This is a genomic window from Seonamhaeicola sp. S2-3 (genome assembly GCF_001971785.1).
In the GTDB taxonomy this organism is placed as follows: Bacteria; Bacteroidota; Bacteroidia; order Flavobacteriales; family Flavobacteriaceae; genus Seonamhaeicola.
Genome location: NZ_CP019389.1, coordinates 2,698,707 through 2,718,098 on the forward strand (window position 1 = coordinate 2,698,707; position 19,392 = coordinate 2,718,098).

Annotated in this window: 10 protein-coding genes; all 10 read left to right on the forward strand. The window is 35.3% G+C overall.

Features of this window, described 5'->3' with window-relative positions:
* Positions 1-5: 5 nt before the first annotated feature.
* The 10 genes from BWZ22_RS11705 (at position 6) to BWZ22_RS11745 (ending at position 19,174) form a co-directional block, all read left to right on the forward strand.
* On the forward strand, positions 6-740 hold the full coding sequence (locus tag BWZ22_RS11705) for a hypothetical protein (protein ID WP_076700195.1): 735 nt from the start codon (positions 6-8) through the stop codon (positions 738-740).
* 286 nt (positions 741-1,026) lie between these two features.
* Entirely contained in the window at positions 1,027-3,630 is a 2,604-nt protein-coding gene (locus BWZ22_RS11710; protein WP_076700196.1) for a glycoside hydrolase family 2 protein, read from the forward strand.
* A 13-nt stretch (positions 3,631-3,643) separates the two neighbouring features.
* Positions 3,644-6,394 (forward strand): family 78 glycoside hydrolase catalytic domain, encoded by a 2,751-nt coding sequence (locus BWZ22_RS11715; RefSeq protein ID WP_076700197.1) that lies wholly within the window; start codon positions 3,644-3,646, stop codon positions 6,392-6,394.
* 129 nt (positions 6,395-6,523) lie between these two features.
* The gene (locus BWZ22_RS11720; protein ID WP_083692324.1) at positions 6,524-9,916 is read left to right on the forward strand and encodes a T9SS type A sorting domain-containing protein; all 3,393 of its coding nucleotides are present in this window, start codon (positions 6,524-6,526) and stop codon (positions 9,914-9,916) included.
* A gap of 376 nt (positions 9,917-10,292) precedes the next feature.
* Positions 10,293-11,159 (forward strand): T9SS type A sorting domain-containing protein, encoded by an 867-nt coding sequence (locus tag BWZ22_RS11725; RefSeq protein ID WP_076700200.1) that lies wholly within the window; start codon positions 10,293-10,295, stop codon positions 11,157-11,159.
* 439 nt (positions 11,160-11,598) lie between these two features.
* The gene (locus BWZ22_RS11730; protein ID WP_198027605.1) at positions 11,599-13,461 is read left to right on the forward strand and encodes a hypothetical protein; all 1,863 of its coding nucleotides are present in this window, start codon (positions 11,599-11,601) and stop codon (positions 13,459-13,461) included.
* A 92-nt stretch (positions 13,462-13,553) separates the two neighbouring features.
* A complete protein-coding gene (locus BWZ22_RS11735; RefSeq protein WP_076700203.1) occupies positions 13,554-16,340 on the forward strand; it encodes an alpha-L-rhamnosidase in 2,787 nt (928 codons plus the stop codon).
* A 15-nt stretch (positions 16,341-16,355) separates the two neighbouring features.
* Positions 16,356-17,501, forward strand: a complete 1,146-nt coding sequence (locus BWZ22_RS11740; protein WP_198027606.1) for a sulfatase-like hydrolase/transferase — start codon at positions 16,356-16,358, stop codon at positions 17,499-17,501.
* Entirely contained in the window at positions 17,474-17,650 is a 177-nt protein-coding gene (locus tag BWZ22_RS16775; protein WP_198027607.1) for a hypothetical protein, read from the forward strand. The genes BWZ22_RS11740 and BWZ22_RS16775 overlap by 28 nt, the downstream gene beginning before the upstream one ends.
* Before the next feature lie 78 nt (positions 17,651-17,728).
* A complete protein-coding gene (locus BWZ22_RS11745) occupies positions 17,729-19,174 on the forward strand; it encodes a sulfatase (RefSeq protein ID WP_232225152.1) in 1,446 nt (481 codons plus the stop codon).
* Positions 19,175-19,392: the final 218 nt, after the last annotated feature.

Consider the following 19,392-nt stretch of genomic DNA (forward strand, 5'->3'; position numbering starts at 1 on the left):
GAATTATGAAAACATATATAAGATTTAAAGTTGTATTGATACTATGTATTAGTGCCCTGTTTACTTCATGCAGTTTAGATGTTCAGGAGAGTTTCGATTTCAAACCAGATGTTGATTTAACAGAACCTTATGGTAATTTAACTGCTTGGGAATATATTCAAACCCAGACAGCTTTTACAGAAGAGGGAGAATTCGATAATGAAAAACTCAATTATATGGTAGAAGCAATTAAAAAAGCGGGTTATGAGGATATTTATAATCAAACAGCTACCACTGAAAGAACATATTTACTGCTAAATAATGGGGCTTTTAGAGGTAATGGAGATGTTATAGATATTGTAACTGGAGATCCAAGTACAACAGTTACCGAAATAATTAACGGAGAGGAAGTAACCCGAGAGTTGTCAGCAGCCGAAGTTATGTCACGTGTTGATACACCCGAGGAAATGGAAAGATTAAAAGCAGTTTTAAATTATCATATTGTAGATGCTTACGTAGCTCAGGTACCACAATTGGAAATAAGAGATGAAAGGTATTTATTTCAAACGTTAATACCTGGAGATGACGGCTTAATAGCATTTCATAGAGATTGGCAATGGAGAGTAGAAATAAATAGAGCTCCAGCTCCTTTGCCAACTACAGCCACGTCACAATGGGAGCGGGTTAGAAGACATAATTACGTGTTTAAAAATGGTGTAGGCCATTATATAAATGACCCAGTTAGAAATAAGCCTTATTAAAAGTTTAAAAGTTAGGTTCTGGTTTTTAGAAACCAAAGTTTAAATACCTGTTTAGGTAGATAATTTGAATTTAGTTTAGTAGTAAGAGCCCTCTGTCTAGGTTTGCTATAGAGGGCTTTTCTTTAGAATATTAAAACTAAATTATAGAAAAAATATTCTGTTTGATGGAAGGTTGGGAGTTTTTAGCATCACCTAGGGTTGCTAGTAGTCTGACTTTTAGTGTGTCTGAAGAAAACCTTTAGCGGGTTTTACACTATGAAAAATAGAATGAAAAAATAAAATTAAAATGAGAAAATTATTTATTTTTTTGCTTGTAGCGTCTATTAGTTCTAGTTCTATTTATGCACAACAAGTCAGGCATATAGAAACCATTAACGATGCTTGGCATTTTTATAAAGGAAGTTTAGATAGTCCTTTTTCAAATGAGATTTCTGTAGAATGGGAAAAAGTAACCTTTCCACATTCGTGGAATACAGAAGATATTTTAGATGATGAAGATGGTTATTACCGAGGAGATGCTTGGTATAAAAAAACATTGGAAATTCCACAAGTATATAAAGACCAGAAGGTGTTTCTGTTGTTTGAAGCCGCCAACCAAGTCACATCGCTGTATGTCAATGAAAAACCGGTGAGCGAAGATCATATTGGAGGCTATACCACATTTGCCAGAGATATTACTTCGGCATTAAGAGAAGGAGCCAACAAAATAGCAATAAAAGTAAACAATGCGCACAACGATGAAATTGTGCCTCAGGCAGCAGATTTTTCTTTTTATGGTGGCATTTATAGAGACGTGCATTTAATTATTACAAAACCAATACATTTTGAAGTAGCAAATTTAGGAGCTAATGCTGTTTTTATTAGAACACCAGAGGTTTCTCAGGCTTCTGCAAAAGTCTCGGTACAGTCTAAATTAGTAAGACCTAAAAAAGGAAAATATTATGTAAAGCAATCTTTGTTTAATGCAGATAATAACTTAGTAAAAGAAGTTAAAACAAAATCTGAATTTGGTAAAGATGTGTTTAGTGATTTTTCTATTAAAGAACCAGAATTATGGTCGCCAGAAAGCCCCTATTTATACAAATTGGTTTCTGAAATAGTTGATGAAAATGCACAGGTTTTAGACCGTGTGGAAAATCCTGTGGGTTTCAGATGGTTTAGTTTCGATGCAGACAAAGGCTTCTTTATCAATGGGAAACAAACCAAGTTAATTGGTACTTGCAGACATCAAGATTTTCAAGGAAAAGCCAATGCAGTAAGTGATGAAATTCATCGTAATGATATGAGGTTACTTAAAGAAATGGGGTCTAATTTTTTACGAATTGCCCATTATCCGCAAGATCCGGCTATTTTAGAAATGTGTAATAAACTAGGCTTTGTGGCTACACTCGAAATTCCTTTTGTAGATAAAGCGGCTGCTAACGAGGCCGGAAAACAAAACAGCATAAATATGCTAAAAGAAGCCATTCGTTTTAATTATAACAACCCTGCAATTGTGGCTTGGAATTTAGGGAACGAAACCACCATGAAGTCTCCCGAAAAGCTAGGAGAAGACTATATAGAGCATTTTGTAGACACTCATAAAGCTTTAGCTAAAACTATTAAAGATGAAGATAAAACACGGTATTCATATTCCGTTTTTTTTAGAGAACCGGCATACCAAGATGGTTTTGGAATTCGAGTTACCGACTTAGTGGGATACAATAAGTATTACGGCTGGTATGTTGAAGAACTAGAAGATATTGATAAAAACCTAAGAAGTTTAGTAGAGCGTTCTCTGGCATTAAACCCAGATAAGCCTTTTATTTTAAGTGAGTATGGTGGAGGCGCAGACCCAAGAATACGCTCTTACAATCCTACTCGATTCGACTTTAGTGTAGAATATCAATTTGAACTTCATAAGGCTTATATGAAAACCATTTTAGATATGCCAGAAATTGTGGGAGCAAATGTTTGGAACTATGCCGATTTTCAGGTAGAACACCGAAAAGATGCCGTACCGCATATTAATAGTAAAGGTTTAGTTTCTGTCGATAGAAAGAAAAAAGACGCGTATTACTTATATCAAGCATTATTAAAGAAAACGCCATTTTTGGCAATAGCCTCTAAGTCTTGGAAAAAAAGAGCTGGAATAGCAGATGCCGTAGGAGGCGACGTTGCTACACAACCAATAACAGTAGTTGGCAATGGAAAAGATGTGGAATTGTTTGTAAACGGAACTTCGCTAGGTAAAAAAGTATTTGATTTTTCTACAGCCACTTTCAATGTACCTTTGAAGGATGGAAATAACTTAATTGAAGTTGTTTCAGAGAAAGACGGAGAACTATTAAAAGATTTTGCAATTATAGAGTTTACACTTCAGCCTAAAAACTTAAAAAGTGAAACCAACCCGTTTAAGGAAATAGCCATAAATGTTGGTTCATACTGTTATTTTATTGAAACCGATAATATAGATTATTTATGGATGCCCGATAAAGCTTATGAGGAAGGCAGTTTTGGCTATGTAGGCGGAGAATTGTTAAGACACCCTAGTAAACGAAGAAATACCATTGGTACCGATGTTAGTGTAAAGGGGACTGAGAATGACCCCATTTATCAAACACAGTTAATTGGTATTGATGCCTATAAATTTGATGTTCCTAAAGGTACTTACGAATTGACCTTACTCTTGGCGGAGTTAGAAACAAAGGAAGATAATATCATGAATATTGAGGTAAACGGTAAAACCATTTGGAGTGATTTAAACCTAAAACAAGAATACGGAGACAATCGTGGCGTTGCCAAACGCTTTTTAATTACTGTTGAAAACGACAAAGGAATAACCGTTGGGTTTAAAGTGAAAAAAGGAAAAACCAGATTGAGCGGTATTAAGCTTAGAAGAGTATATTAAAACATTTCATGTTATGAAAACGAAAATATTTTTTTATTTATTTTTTATTATCGGGTTATCGGCAGTAGCACAAATCCAACCTTATGATCTTAAATTAGAGTATCGAACAAATCCAGAAGGTGTAGATGTTTTAAAGCCAAGATTTTTTTGGAAATTAAAATCAGATGAAAGCGGACAATTTCAAAAAGCCTATCAGCTTATTGTTGCAACATCAAAAGAACAAATAGATAATAATCTGGGGGATGCTTTCAACTCAAAAAAAATAAGAAGCAATCAATCCACACAAATTGAATACAATGGGGAGCCTTTAAAACCAGCATCAGAATATTATTGGAAAGTGCGAGTGTGGGATAAAAACAACACAGTATCTCCTTGGAGTGAAACGGCTCAATTTTCAACAGGTTTATTGGAAAAAGAAGATTGGAAAAATGCACAATGGATAGCATGGAAACCACAAGACCAATGGGAAAAGGAATGGTGGAAAAGAAAAGATATCGAATCTAAAGCCTTGCAATTTCAATTGCCAAGTTACTTTGGAGCAAGCATGACTATGTTTGAACGCTATTATTTTCATCATGATAATCCTTATGATGCTGCACCTTTATTACGAAAAAGGTTTAACGTAAACAAAAAAATCAAACAAGCCAAAGCATATATAAGTGGCTTGGGGTACTACGAACTATTTATAAACGGTAAGCGTATTGGAGACCAAGTATTAGATCCAGGGTGGACAGATTACAGAAAAACAATTCTGTATGCCACACATGATATTACCGATGCCGTAAAAAACGGAGATAATATGGTAGGTGTTATGTTGGGCAGAGGGAACTACGGCCAGTTAGCCTACGACCATTGGGGCTTTTATAAAAAAGACGGATATATTGGGCAGCCCAAATTAATGTGCCTGATAAAAGTAACTTATGAGGATGGTACAGAAGAAAATGTGGTTAGTGACCTATCGTGGAAAGTAACGGGAGGCCCGATTATATACGATGGACCTCATATGGGCGAAATTTACGATGCTAGAAAAGAAATAAAAGACTGGAATTTGGCAAGCTACAATGATTCAAATTGGGAATTTGTTAATCCGGCACCACATCCAGGAGGTGAAATAGTCTCACAAATGTGCCAGCCTATTCGGGTAACTAAAACGTTTAAACCCGTAGATATCCAACCTAGAGGAAATTATGGACAATGGATAGATACAGGAACAAATCATTCCGGTTGGATTCGCTTAAGACTTAAAAATCTTAAAAAAGGACAGCAAGTCACGATTTTTTATGGCGAGCATAAGGACCCAACTTCCGCAGGACAACCTGGGCGTTGGCAACAAATGGCTTACATTGGTAAGGGCGAAAAAGAAGAATTTGCAGAATGTCGTTTTTCTTATAAAGGCTATCGTTACGTGCAGGTAAAAGGTTATAAAACAACAATTACAAAGGACGATGTTGAGGTTAAGTTTGTACATTCTGATGTGCCAAGAGTAGGGCATTTTACATCATCTGATGAGACCGTAAATGCAGTTGATAATATTTGTAGAAAGTCTTTCATATTTAACTTGCACAGCATTTTAACCGATTGCCCTAATCGAGAAAAGAATGGATGGTTAGGAGATGTGGTTACAGGTTTAGAATATGGCATGGCTAATTATGATGTGGCAGCTGTAATGACCAAGTTTACGCGCGATATTTGGGATACTCAAACAGAAGCAGGCGCTTTGTCGGCTGTTGCGCCCTCAAATAAATACCGTTCGGGCAGGTCTACACTATGGTCGTCTGCAGGGGTGCATGTACCTTGGTATATGTATAATTATTATGGAGATACTAGACTGTTTGAGGAGTATTGGGATAAAATGATGCTCTGGGTAGATTATTCCTGGGAACATAATAACTCTAAAGAAAAAGATGGTATGTTTTCTGAAGCCTATAACGATTGGGTACCACCTTACGACGCCACTTATAAAGGACGCGGTAAGCCCGGAGGGAATGAGGTAATAGCTTCTATGAATTTTTATTTGGTATTAAAGCGATTAGCTTATATGGCAGATAAATTGGGAAAGAAAAAAGATAAAAAAGAGTTAGAACAGCAAGTAAAGCGCATTCATGCAGGCATTCAAAAATGGGCTTTTGATGAAGAAAAAGTGGAGTATGCTGGCTTAAAGGAATTTAATGAGTTTTTACCTGTAGTGAATATTTTAGCACTTAATTACGGGATTGTTCCAGAACAGTATAAAGCACAATTAGAAAAACGCGTTGTTGATAATATTGTAAAAGATAAAAACTACCATCTATGGGGAGGTGTCTTTACAGTGCACTCAGCTTACGAATATTTACCTAAAAATGGCTATGCAGACTTAATGCATAAAGTAGTCGTCGATGAAGAATGGCCATCATTTGGTTGGATGGTAAAAGAAGGGGCTACAACCTTGCCGGAAGGCTATAAATTTGAAGCTTCGGATATACATCATTTTATGGGGGCAGTAGATAATTTCTTTTATCGTCATATGGTGGGAATTAATGCAGATACAACCAATCCAGGTTTTCAAAAAATTATTTTAAAACCAAACTTTATTAAAGCTATGGATTTTGCTAAGGCAAGTTATAATTCTATTCATGGCGAAATAAAGGCAGAGTGGAAGAAATTAGACGATAATACTTATGAATATTCGGGTAGTATTCCCCCTAATTGTGAAGCAAGAATTCAATTGCCTAGTATGTCTGAAATTATAAAATCTGGAAGGTTTAAGTACACCGTAAAGCTCTAATAGACTTTAATTGTTTAATAAGAAACAAACTTTTGAGAGTCAAGACTGTTAGGATAATATCAACTGAAAAATATAGTAATAATACTATTTATATAAAGAAAATCATATTTTAAAATAACTTCGAAAATAATGAAAAATCAACTTTTTGCATTAATCTTATTATGTATTTCAATCCCTTTGAATGCTCAAATTTTCACCCAAGATTTTGAATCGTCGTCATCTATATTAGATTATATAAACGACAAGCCAAATGATGGCGAACTCAGTGATATAAGCAATAGTTCCTTAGTAACTGCTAGTATTACAAATGGGGCTCTTAGATTTACTAAGACTGGAAGATACCCATCGTATTTTTATCGAACACCTGGTCTGCCTTTAGTGCCCGAACCTACCTTTATGCAAATGCAATTTGATTTTGAGGTGACTAATAATGATCCAACAGATGATTTGGATGCTTCTTTAAAGCGTAGAGAAATTCCTTTTTATTTTGGACCTAATTTTGATGCTTCAGGTACGGCTTTAGCTAATGTTCACAGTAGATTTGGATTAGGAATTAGTACTACAGAGGGTAATTTTTATTTGAAAATATTGGATAATGGTAGTACAAAATCGGAAGATTTTTCAGGAAATCAAACCATTACTTTTATTGTAAACAACTCAGGTAGCATGCAAACCTACTTAGCCCCAGATGGAAGTTCTGAATCTATTGGTGATGATACTTGGGAAATTTGGGTAGGCACAACTAAAGTATTTAACGATGTGGCTTCAAAAAATCCAGATTTAGGGTTGGGGAGCTTTAAATTTCAATACAACTCGTTTTTGCCAATGGCAACAATGGATTTTGATAATTTTGAGTTTAAAGATTTCTTATCTAATCCAGTTTCAGGTGGCCCACAGTCGCTCGTTCACCCACATATATGGGTTTCAGATTCGGATAAACAGGATATCCTCGATAATATAGCACAATATGATTGGGCTAGCAGTATGTTTAATCAGTTAGTAAATAGACAGGCTACCTTAAAAAGCATTCATTCTTCTAATCCAAGTTTTATAATAAGCCGAATACCAGATATACCAGGAGATCGAACTGTACACAGAGGGCGCCTCAATACAGCAGCAGAATCTTCTTTTTTATATTATCTTACTGGAGATGAGCAATATGCACAGTTATCGGCAGATATTCTATATCAATATGTTAAAATGTTAAGTGTACAAGATGTCTCATTTGAGTTTTATTCTTCGTCTAATTTTAACCACTTAATTCCACCACGTGAATTATTTACTCGTGTTGCAATGACATATGATTTTGTACAGCCATTCTTAAAAAAAGGAAGCACAACAGTTTATGATATAGATAGCGATACACGTGTTCCGTTTGATTTTGATATGTCGCAAGAAGCTTTTGAGGTTATGGCCGATAATGTTATAGATCTTGGTGGTAATAATTCTAACCATCCTGTTTTGGAACTACCAGGAGCGCTTTATAGCGTTATGTGTATGGAGTACGACGCAGTAAGAGATTCTTATTTCGACAAACTATTAAATGGAGCCGCAAATTCTAAACAACCTGGAATTAATTGGATGTTGGATAGGTTTAGTGAAGAGGATCGTTTATGGCCAGAATCTACTGGTTATGCCAAATTTACGCATGCTTTGTTTCTTCAAATGATGAATATCGTGGATATGTATAAGCCAGAGCTTAATATTATTGACAATAATAAAGATTTATTAGAAAGTATCTTTATTTATGAAAATTTCTTATATCCAAACGGTTTAACTATGGCTTATGGAGATATAGGCAGAAGTTTTGTCGATCATGCAAAAATCTTTATAACCGTATTAAAAATTGCCGATAGAAAAGGCTATACCGACATAAGGGAAAGGGCAATCTCTACACTTAAAAGAATATATGATAGAGAGGGGGGGTATAATCCCGTTATTGAGACTGATAATTTAGAGTGGCAAAATCCATTACAATTATTATGGGGCGTAAATTTAGACCCTGAAATAAGTGACGCTGGAGAACCGCGATATGGTACAGTTAAAGCGACTCATGCTGGGGTTGTGATGCAAAGAAATTATTCTGGTGTTGATGATGTAGAAAATGGATTGATGTATTATACAGGAGGAGGTACTTATGTGCATGCGCATGCTACAGGATTGGATATGGAGCTTTATGGCGCAGGATATGTTATTGGTCCAGATTTTGGAGGAGCTTCTAATGGTTATGGAACTGATTTGCATGAACAATATGCCGTTTCTTATGCTGCACATAATACAATTATTGTAAATGGGACTTCTGGTAGAGGGCCTAAAACTAATGGGAATGTAACTTGGCAAAATATTGTAGACCCTATAGTTTTGGAGGCTAGTGAACCTGCTGTTTATGCAGAGCCTATAGCTGATAATTTTAGTTTTTCTACACAGTTTTTAGATGATAATCAAAATAATTTAGACCAACAGCGTACCAATAGCATTATTAGAACAAGCCCTACTACGGGGTATTATGTTGATATTTTTAGATCAATTTCTAATACAACCAACAACTATCATGATTATTTGTTTCATGGGTTAGGTGATGTGATGCAAATGAAAACAGGTGACAACCTTTTACCATTAACCAATACACCAAACCGCTATCAAAATGATGTGGGAGATGATAGAAAACAACCTGGTTGGCGTTGGTATTCCGACGCTAAAACATCTGCGCTTACAGCAGATGCTGTATCTGCAAGATTCGATTTACAATTTGATAATAAGTATCTACATGTAAATGTTCCTGGAGGCGTAAATAAAGAATATACCTCGGCTTTAGCACCACCAACTCAAGAGGTAAGTAATGGCTACGATAATAAAGACACTCAAATGTTTATTATGCGAAAATATGGAGAAGCTTGGGACGAACCTTTTGTAGCTATTTATGAGCCTTCAGGAAACTCGCAAAGCACTATAAGTTCCACAGAATATATTTATAACCAAGGTAAAGTGGTTGGTGTGAAAGTGGTGTCTAACCTTAATGGTCAAGAAATAATTGATTATGTCCTGTCTAATGATGACGATAATGTAACCATAAATTTAACAGATTTAGATATAAATTTTACTGGTAGGTTTGCGGTAGTTAGAACACAAGTAAAAACAGGAACAACAGATGTGTCTTTGTATTTGGGGAAAGGACAAGAGCTTACTTTTATTGATCAAACCATAACTGGAGATACTGATGGTAAGGCCTATTTGGAGTATAGTTTAGACTATCAACTTTCAAATAATCAAGTAGATTTTAATGATGAAAATATAGCAGTTTATCCTAACCCAACTTCTGGCGCTTTTAATGTAAACGTGCCAAGCTCTTATACAAGCCTTGGTTTTGAGGTTTATAATGTTCAAGGACAATTGGTTAAATCAGGTAAAAAACGTGTAGAAAATGGCAAAGTTAATTTAAATTTATTTGATTCGCCTAATGGTATATTTTTTTTAAAACTAGATTTAAACAAACCCGTTTATGCTAAGATTATTAAGAATTGATTAGTGCTTTCGTTCGTTTTAAAAATTAAGAAACCAGTAATATTATTTTACTATAGCCTTTTATTTAATTGATTAATAAAATCAATAAAACTGTCTTGACTTTAGTTTTATAAGTTGTAAACGAATCTAACTTTATAAAAAAAGTATTCATCAGTTTGATAAATTGGGTAGGCTTTATCTAAAGGAAATCAATTCAAACACTTTATTACGTTAACTTGAGGTATTCGGAAGTAATATTTTTGATAATTAGATTAAATCCAAACAAAGCTTAATTATCAGGATAAACCATGACAGTAAAAGTGTTTCTAACTATGTATTTTTATAGGGTATAACCATATAAATGGTTATCCGACTTAACTAAATAAAACTTTTTATTATGAAAAAAATTACTTTTAAAAACATTATTGCTTTAATGTTAAGCTTCATGACATTTCAAACCTATGCGCAACTTTTTCCTGAAGGTACTTGGAGATTAAGAACTTACTTGCCTTCTCCAGACGATTTTAATGAAAGTAAAACTCCGAATTACGTAGACGAGTATGTTTACCCTACAGTTCATGATGAATCAGTCAATTTCATGACAATGTTTCCTTTAGATGAGACTTCAAACACTCAAATTTTTGAATTTAAACCGCTTAGTGGTGAATATGTAGAATTTCCTGAAGGATCAGGCAGCTTTTATCAAGTTTTTAATTTTATAAGTGCTATTCCTGGTAAAGGGGTTGCCGAATTGAATGAATTAGATCAGCAAGGGCAACGAATAAGGTTTCGTGGTAATGCATACCCTTACAATAATGATTTAGCAAAATTTATTGTAGTTCCATCAGAAAATGCGAATGCTTATAAAATTATTGCTTCAACAACAAATACCACTCAGCTTTATAGACATGTTCAGCCAGACACCAATTATGGAGGGTTTAATTTTCAAGGAGCTGCTAATGCGGCACGTGAAGGTATTGATGAATGGGTTTTTGAAGCTGCAACAGTTTTAAGTACTAATGATTTTGATGTTAGTTCTATTTTTGTTTCGAATCCAGTTAATAATCAAATGAGTATTAAAGGGCTTGATTCTAATGTTGAGCAAGTATCGGTTTTTTCTTTAATTGGTCAAGAAATATTAACAAGAAAAGTAAATGGTCAATCATCGCTTTCTATTGATGTTAGTTCTTTAACAAGTGGTATGTATCTTGTTGAAATGAAAGGCGGTAACAAGGTGTTTGTCAAAAAAATTATCAAGAATTAGTTTTGAAGTTCAGTTTAAACATTTCTTCCTTGAATAAAGGGAAAAATGTTTTTTCTTATTTATTTAAAAACTTAAACTATATAATGTCATTTTTTATGATTATAACCCTAAAAAGTCAACCTTTTATATTTAGTATATGTCCAAAAGAGGTGAAGGTTTATACAAGAGGTTGGCTAAATTTTTAGAAAACATTTTACCTCTTGTAAATTATAATAAACTTATTCATATAAAAAAGGACGAAATTGAAATTTAAAACAAGACCTTTTTTCCGTACAATAGAAATTCAATGTAATGTTTGTTTCATATATTTTATTAAAAATTAACATACAACATAATACGAGACTTTGGCTTTCATAAAATTGAATTCTTTATAAAATAAATAAATAAAATAATGAAAAGACGTTCTTTCGTTGGTCTTACTGCATTTGCAAGTATCGGTATGATGTTACCTCTTAACGCTTGTAATGGTAAGCATTCAAAGATGAAAAATTTTAACAATATGACTGCTTTTGAAAAACAGTCATTCAATTTGTTAAAGATATGGTGCGATGCTATGATTCGAGATCAAGTATACGATAAAAGTAATTCAGTAATCCATGGTGCTTTATATTGTCACGCATGCGATGATATACATGGGCGGTGTAATGATGCTATTTACCCCTTCATGTACATGGCAGATGCAACAGGAGAGCAAAAATATTTGGATGCCGCTATAAAGCTTATGGAGTGGTCTAAAAATGTAGATGGACCTAATGGCAGTTGGACTAACGATATTAACCCTAAATCTTGGAACGGCATTACTGTTTTTGGTGCCATTGCATTAGGCGAAGCTTTGCACCATCATGGTCATTTGCTATCTAAAGAGATGAAAGAGAAATGGGATGCACGTTTAAAGGCATCCATAGAATTCGTTTACGAAAGATTTGATATGCATTTTAGTCATATTAATTATCGCTTTACCGCCATTTATGCTTTGTATTTTTTAGGAAAATATTTTGATGAAGAAAAATATATAAAAAAAAGTAAAGAATTTGCAACATTAATTCCACAGTATTTAACTGAACCCAATAAGTTGATTTTTGGAGAAGATAAACCAGATAACGATAAAAGTGCCAAAGGATTTTATCCTATAGATTTGGGCTATAATGTTGAAGAAACTCTAAATGGCCTTGTTCAATATGCTGTTTTAGTGAAAGACGAAGAGTTACTGCGATTGTTAACAGAGTCTATGAATAGTCATTTGGAGTTCATGTTACCCGATGGGGCTTGGGATAATAGTTGGGGAACACGTCAAAACAAATGGACGTATTGGGGTAGTCGCACTACAGACGGCTGCCAACCAGCTTTTTCACTAATGGCTGATAGAAACCCTGCATTTGGTACAGCGGCAGTGTTAAGTACAGAGTTATTAGAACGATGTACTGTAAATGGCCTTTTAGCTGGTGGTTTGCATTATAAAAGCCATGGTGTGAAACCCTGTATTCATCATACGTTTTCCCATGCTAAAAACTTAGCTTTTGTACTCGATAATGCGACCGAAATAAAATCTGTTGATAAAGAGAAGCCTCTTCCTCGGAAGATGAAGAATGGTGTAAAGCACTTTTCAGAGTTGGATGTATGGTTAGCTGCCAAAGGGCCATGGCGAGCTACAGTGTCCTCTTACGATCAAGTTTGGAAAAAACCATATTCTGTTGCTGGTACAGGAGGTGCTTTAAATGTTCTATGGCATGAAAAAGTAGGGCCAGTTTTTACCGCGAGTATGGCCGAATATTTACTTGTAGAACCTAACAATCAACAAGAGCAGCCTGGTGAAGATTTTTGTTTAACTCCAAGAATAGAACGCTTTGTAGACAATGTCTGGTATACAAATATTTACGATTTAAAAGCTAAAGTCGATGTTTTTGATAAGGACAATGTAATTCATTTTAGGGTAAATACAAATTTAAAAAATAGAGATAAAAAAAATGTTTCAAGTTACTCTAGTCTTAAATTAAATTATTTAATCGATGCAAAAGCTGCAACTATAAAAGCGAGTAGAATTACAGGAGAAGAGAATGGAGATACATTGGTGCTTCCGCTTATTTCACAAACTGGAGAAAAGGTTGTCCAATCTTCAGAGAAAACTTTAGAGATACATAAAAAAGGTGCCGTTGTTAAAGTGGTTTCCAATGTTCCTATAAAAATTAAAGACATGGAAAAAGAACGTATCTTTAATCAAGTCCCAGGCATGGAAGTACTGCCTTTACTTTTGATGTTTTCAAAGGGTTCAACAGAAATTACTTGCTCTATTAAAGTAGATTAATTTATTACAGGAAGCAACTACGGAAAAGGTTTTCCTTGAACAGAAGCTATTAAACAAATCAACATAATTTTTTCAATTTTTAATAAATTTTAATGAAACATAAATTTCTAGTTTTAAAATTTGCTTTTTCAATTTTTTTTATTGGAATGCTATCCTGTACACAGGATGCGGTCGTAAAACCAAATCAGTTAACAATCTCAGAAGGTTTTGAAAATCCAATGGGATTTTATAATAGCAAGCCAACATTTTCATGGAAATTACCTACTTCAAAACATGTTAAGTTTCAATCGGCCTATCAAATAGTGGTAGCCTCTTCAGAAGATTTATTGCCCAATAACCCCGATATTTGGGATTCTAAAAAGCAAGAAAGTTCACAATCTACTTTTGTGAATTATCAGGGATCTGAGTTACAGTCGCGTCAAAAAGTATATTGGCAAGTTAAATATTGGAATCAAGATAATGAGCCTTCCGAATGGAGTGAAATCAATCACTTTGAATTAGGTTTATTAAAAAATTCAGACTGGAAAGCGCATTGGGTAGGGTTAGATACAGCAAAGGATAGCATTAAAGGCGTACGTAACTTTTTAATGCACAGACCTCAATATTTAAGAAAAGAGTTTGAATTAAATAATCAAGTTGAATCTGCAAGGCTTTATATTACAGCCAAGGGGGTTTTTGATGTACATTTAAACGGACAGGGTGTAAGCGACGATGTATTGCCACCAGGTTGGACGCCATATAGTCATCGTATAGAAACCTTAACATATAATGTTACTAATTTATTAGAATCCGGACAAAACACCTTAGCTGTAGAATTGGCATCGGGTTGGCATTCAGGAAGAATAAGCAGAGGAAAGGCGCTTTACGAAAATTTCGCCTCGCCAAAAATTCTTTGTCAGTTAGAAGTTACCTTTAAAGATGGTACAAAAAGTACTATAGTTTCAGATGCATCTTGGAAAGGCACAACCAATGGTCCCATAAGATTGGCAGGCCTATATGATGGTGAAGTGTATGATGCCAATCTAGAAATGCCAAAATGGAAAACAAACGCTTTTGATGATTCAAGTTGGAAATCTGTTGAAACTGAAAACATTGTTGATTCGGTAAAACTAGAACCCAAACGCCATGAAACGGTAAAAACAACCGCTGTTTTAGAAGATGCAGAAATTGTTTCGGCTACAGAATCTTCAGTAGTTTTCGATATGAAACAAAATATGGTTGGTGTACCAAAAGTACAGGTGCCCATGAAAAAAGGCGATACACTTAGCATTCGTTTTTCAGAAATGTTGTTGTCTGATGGTACGTTTTATACCGAAAATTACCGTTCAGCAAAATCAACCGATTATTACATCGCAGCTCAAGATGGCATTATCGAATACACGCCAAAATTTACCTTCCATGGCTTTCAATTTGTAGAAATATCAGGGTTTGATGCTTCGGTAAGTCCCAATTCAAATTGGATAAAAGGATTGGTGCAGCATTCCGATTTTGAAAAAAATGGAACATTTACCTCTTCTCATAAAAAATTAAATCAACTGCAAAGCAACATTACTTGGGGTTTACGTGGTAATCTTTTGGATATCCCAACGGACTGCCCGCAGCGAGATGAACGCTTAGGATGGACGGGAGATGCTCAAGTGATTTCGCCAACCGCCATGTTTAATTATGATACCCACGCCTTTTGGACCGCTTGGTTACAAAGTATGCGCGAAACACAAACGGAACATGATGATGGCTTAATTCCTTTTATTGTACCAGATGTATTGCAGCGTAATAAAGCCAGTTCTGGGTGGGGAGATGCTTGTGTTATTATTCCATGGGATATTTATAATATCACGGGTGACAAAACCGTATTGGAAGCGAATTTTGAAATGGCCAAAAAATGGGTAGGATATTACCAGACTAATACCAAAGATTATATTCCAAACACCCACTCTTTTGCAGATTGGTTGCAGCCATACCCTGAGAAAGACGGAAAAATAGGAAATAGAGGTGATACACCAAGACTGTTTGTAAACACAGCTTATTTTGCGCATTCAGCCCATTTAGTATCCAAAATAGCTGGTGTGCTTGGTAAAACTGATGACCAAAAGAAATATAATGCTTTATATAAAGCTATCGCTGCTGCTTTTGAAGAAAAGTTTTTTGATGAAAACGGAAAGTTTAAAAACAAAAAGCAAACTCAAACCAGTTATTTACTGGCTATATATTTCGATTTGTTAAAACCTGAAACCAAAGTAAATGCTCAAAAACATTTACTCGAAGAAATAAAAAAAGCCGATAACCACTTAGGAACAGGGTTTTTAGGAACCCCAATATTACCAAAGGTATTGGATGATATGGGCGAAATCGATTTAATGTATAAAATTTTATTTAAGGAAACTTACCCATCATGGTTTTATTCAATCAACCAAGGCGCCACCACCATGTGGGAACGCTGGAACAGTTATAGTAAGGCAAAAGGGTACAACCCACAAAGTATGAACAGCCTAAACCACTATGCTTACGGAGCTGTTGGTCAGTGGATGTATGAGCGCATTGCTGGTTTAGCAGCATTAGAACCAGGGTATAAAAAATTAAGAATAGCTCCAAAACCAAATACCGATTTTTTAACTGCGGCATCGGCAAGTGTTAATACACCTTACGGAGAAGCATCATCCTCATGGAAAATTGAAAATGGTATATTTTATTTAGAAACAGTTATTCCTCCAAACACCACAGCCGAAGTTGTTATTCCTTATGGTAAAATCGATAATTTATCGGTTAATGGCAGACTGTTTGAGGAAAGTGCAAACTTAAAAATAGAAAATTCAGATGCTGAATTAGTTAAAATAATAGCTAATCCGGGTACTTATAAATTTCAAATAAATTATAACTAAATTTAAATACAGGTGATGCTGAACACTGCAAAAAGCATATTACAATTATTATTTATTGCAAGCACAATAGTTGTAAGCAGCAAAGAGAAACCAAAAGAAACTCTAGCAGAAACAGAGTCAGAACAACCAAACATCGTATTCATCCTGTCAGATGACCAATCTTGGACCGATTATGGTTTTATGGGCGATGAGAATATAGAAACCCCACGATTGGATCAGTTTGCTTCTGAAAGTTTAACGTTTACCCACGGTTACGTGCCTACGCCCTTATGTTCGCCATCACTGGCATCAATAATAACAGGGCTTAATCCAAAAGACCACGGTATTCTTGGAAATGATAAAGTTTATGAAAGGATGGAAGATAGAAAAGAATCAAGAAAAAATAGAAAAGAAAGTTACAGGTCAATTATAAAGCAATTTGAGCAAAGAACAACTTTGCCGGAAATGCTTGAAGAAAAAGGTTATTTGTCTTTTCAAACCGGAAAATGGTGGCATGGTAACCATAAAGTTGGCGGTTTCGATTATGGCATGACGCATGGCGATCCTAAGCGTGGCGGACGACATGGCGATTACGGTTTAGAGATTGGTAGAAAAGGTCTCGATAGCATAAACAACTATTTAAATTTAGCTTTGAAAGAAAACAAGCCCTTCTTTTTATGGTATGCCCCATTTTTACCGCACAGACCTCAAAACCCGCCAAAACGTTTATCGAATAAATACTTAAAGAAAACCGATTCAGAACATTTGGCAAAATATTGGGCCATGTGCGAGTGGTTCGATGAAACTTGTGGGGAATTATTCGATATGTTTGATGAAAAAGGGTTGACAGGGAACACTTTATTCGTTTATTTATGCGATAACGGATGGGCGCAAGACCCAGAAAAAAGTGACTATTTAAAAAACTCGAAACGTGCGCCTTACGATATGGGCATCCGAACACCTATCATGTACAAATGGGCCGGAAAAATAAAACCTAAAGTGGATACGGAAACTATTGTAAGTAGCATTGATATGGTACCAACGGTCTTAGATGTGCTAAACATGGAGAAGCCAGAAAATTTACCGGGAATCAGCGTGTTGGATGAAGAAAAACTGACCCAACGCGATGGTGTGTTTGGTGAGGTTTATGCCCAATGGACATTTTCCCGTCTTATAAAATAATTGTTCCAGACCCTGTAAGAAAGAAAAATGAAGTGGTGCAATTATTTAATATCGATGAAGATCCATTTGAGAAAAACAATATTGCAGCCTCGCATCCCGAAGTTGTAAAAGAATTAAAACAAAAAATTAAAGCCTTTAGAAAAGAATAGAACATTATGAAGTACACTCAGTTATTATTTTTAGTCTTATTGACCTTTTTTTCATGTAAAAATGAAAAATCAAAAGTCGTGGAGAAGGACTCTAAACCCAATGTCTTATTTATTGCGGTTGATGACTTGAACAATATGATAAGTCCGATTGATAATTTTTCTAATATAAAAACTCCAAACTTTGATAGACTCGCTGACATGGGGGTTACCTTTACGGATGCCCATGTGCAAGCACCCTTATGCGGGCCGTCAAGAGCTTCTATTATGACGGGTTTACGCCCTTCAACAACAGGTATCTACGGCATGACACCCGATGATTCCATTCGTAGACCAGGTAACGAAGCCACTAAGGATATTACGTTTTTGCCAGAGTACTTTAAAAATAATGACTACCACACTATTGGCATAGGGAAGTTGTTTCATATTCATGCTCCAAACAACGTATTTAATGAATCAGGTGGTCGTGTAAAAGGCTTCGGACCTTATCCCGAAGAGCGCTTTGTTTGGGATGGTTTCGGTAAGGGTATAAAAGGTAAACACGGGCGAACCAGTACTGACTGGGGAGCTTTCCCAGAAAATGATACCCTAATGCCAGACCACGAATCGGTCAATTGGGTAGTAGAGCGTTTAAATAGAAATTATGATAAACCATTTTTTATAGGCCTAGGGTTTCTGCGTGTTCATGTGCCCTTATATGTACCACAAAAATGGTTCGATTTATATCCTTTGGAAAGTATAAAAACACCACCTTATAAATCTGATGATTTAAATGATATTCCGCCTGTGGGAATGAAAATTAACGACCTCCCAATGATGCCGTCCACAGAATGGGCCATAGAAAGCGGTGAATGGAAAAAAATAGTTCAAGCTTATTTGGCCTGCATTAGCTATGTAGATTACGAATTGGGACGTGTTTTAGACGCTTTAGAAAGTAGCAAATACGCAGATAACACCATTGTTGTATTATGGTCTGACCACGGATATCGATTAGGTGAAAAAGGTACTTTTGCAAAGCATGCGCTTTGGGAAACAGCTACTTCGGCACCCCTTATGTTTGCAGGGCCTAATTTACCGAAAGGAAAGCAAATTGATGCACCTGTTGAAATGTTATCTATATATCCAACTTTATTAGAACTAGCAAACCTTCCTGCCTACGATAGAAATGAAGGAAAGAGTTTGGTGTCTATGATACAGAAAGGAGAAAGTATTAAAGAGGCTAAGGCTATAACAACTTTTGGTATGAACAACCATACCGTAAAAGTAGATGGCTATCGGTACATTCAGTATGAAGATGGAACGGAAGAGTTCTACGACCATAGTAATGATCCTAATGAATGGAAAAATGAAGCTAAAAATCCTAAATACAGATCGCAAATAGAGCAGATGAAGGCTTTACTGCCAAAAGTAAATGTAAAATGGGATGAAAAATCAAGTTATACTTTTCAGCCTTATTTTATAGAGCAGAAAGCGAGGGTCAACGGAGAAGAGGATAAACCTGTTAAAGTTATTGGTGCGGATAGATAGATTTTTTTTACGAATATTAAAATACTTTAAAAGTGGACGAATTATATTCAAAAGATGTTTAGCAAACCTATTTGGTTTAGTTGTGAGGTGTCATGTTTTTTCACAGGTTAAGATTGTTAACTAAAACATATCTACGGTCGATGAAAAAGCCATCATTTATATTATAATTAGAGTGCGTAAAACATGGAGGTAAGTCTTGTCACACAGTACCCCGCAAG

What these genes read in the sequence shown, in the direction of transcription:
- BWZ22_RS11715 (WP_076700197.1), top strand. Translation starts at nt 3,644, where the DNA reads ATGAAAACGAAAATATTTTTTTATTTATTTTTTATTATCGGGTTATCG.
- BWZ22_RS11705 (WP_076700195.1), top strand. Translation starts at nt 6, where the DNA reads ATGAAAACATATATAAGATTTAAAGTTGTATTGATACTATGTATTAGT.
- BWZ22_RS11735 (WP_076700203.1), top strand. Translation starts at nt 13,554, where the DNA reads ATGAAACATAAATTTCTAGTTTTAAAATTTGCTTTTTCAATTTTTTTT.
- BWZ22_RS11710 (WP_076700196.1), top strand. Translation starts at nt 1,027, where the DNA reads ATGAGAAAATTATTTATTTTTTTGCTTGTAGCGTCTATTAGTTCTAGT.
- BWZ22_RS11725 (WP_076700200.1), top strand. Translation starts at nt 10,293, where the DNA reads ATGAAAAAAATTACTTTTAAAAACATTATTGCTTTAATGTTAAGCTTC.
- BWZ22_RS16775 (WP_198027607.1), top strand. Translation starts at nt 17,474, where the DNA reads ATGGACATTTTCCCGTCTTATAAAATAATTGTTCCAGACCCTGTAAGA.
- BWZ22_RS11720 (WP_083692324.1), top strand. Translation starts at nt 6,524, where the DNA reads ATGAAAAATCAACTTTTTGCATTAATCTTATTATGTATTTCAATCCCT.
- BWZ22_RS11740 (WP_198027606.1), top strand. Translation starts at nt 16,356, where the DNA reads ATGCTGAACACTGCAAAAAGCATATTACAATTATTATTTATTGCAAGC.
- BWZ22_RS11730 (WP_198027605.1), top strand. Translation starts at nt 11,599, where the DNA reads ATGATGTTACCTCTTAACGCTTGTAATGGTAAGCATTCAAAGATGAAA.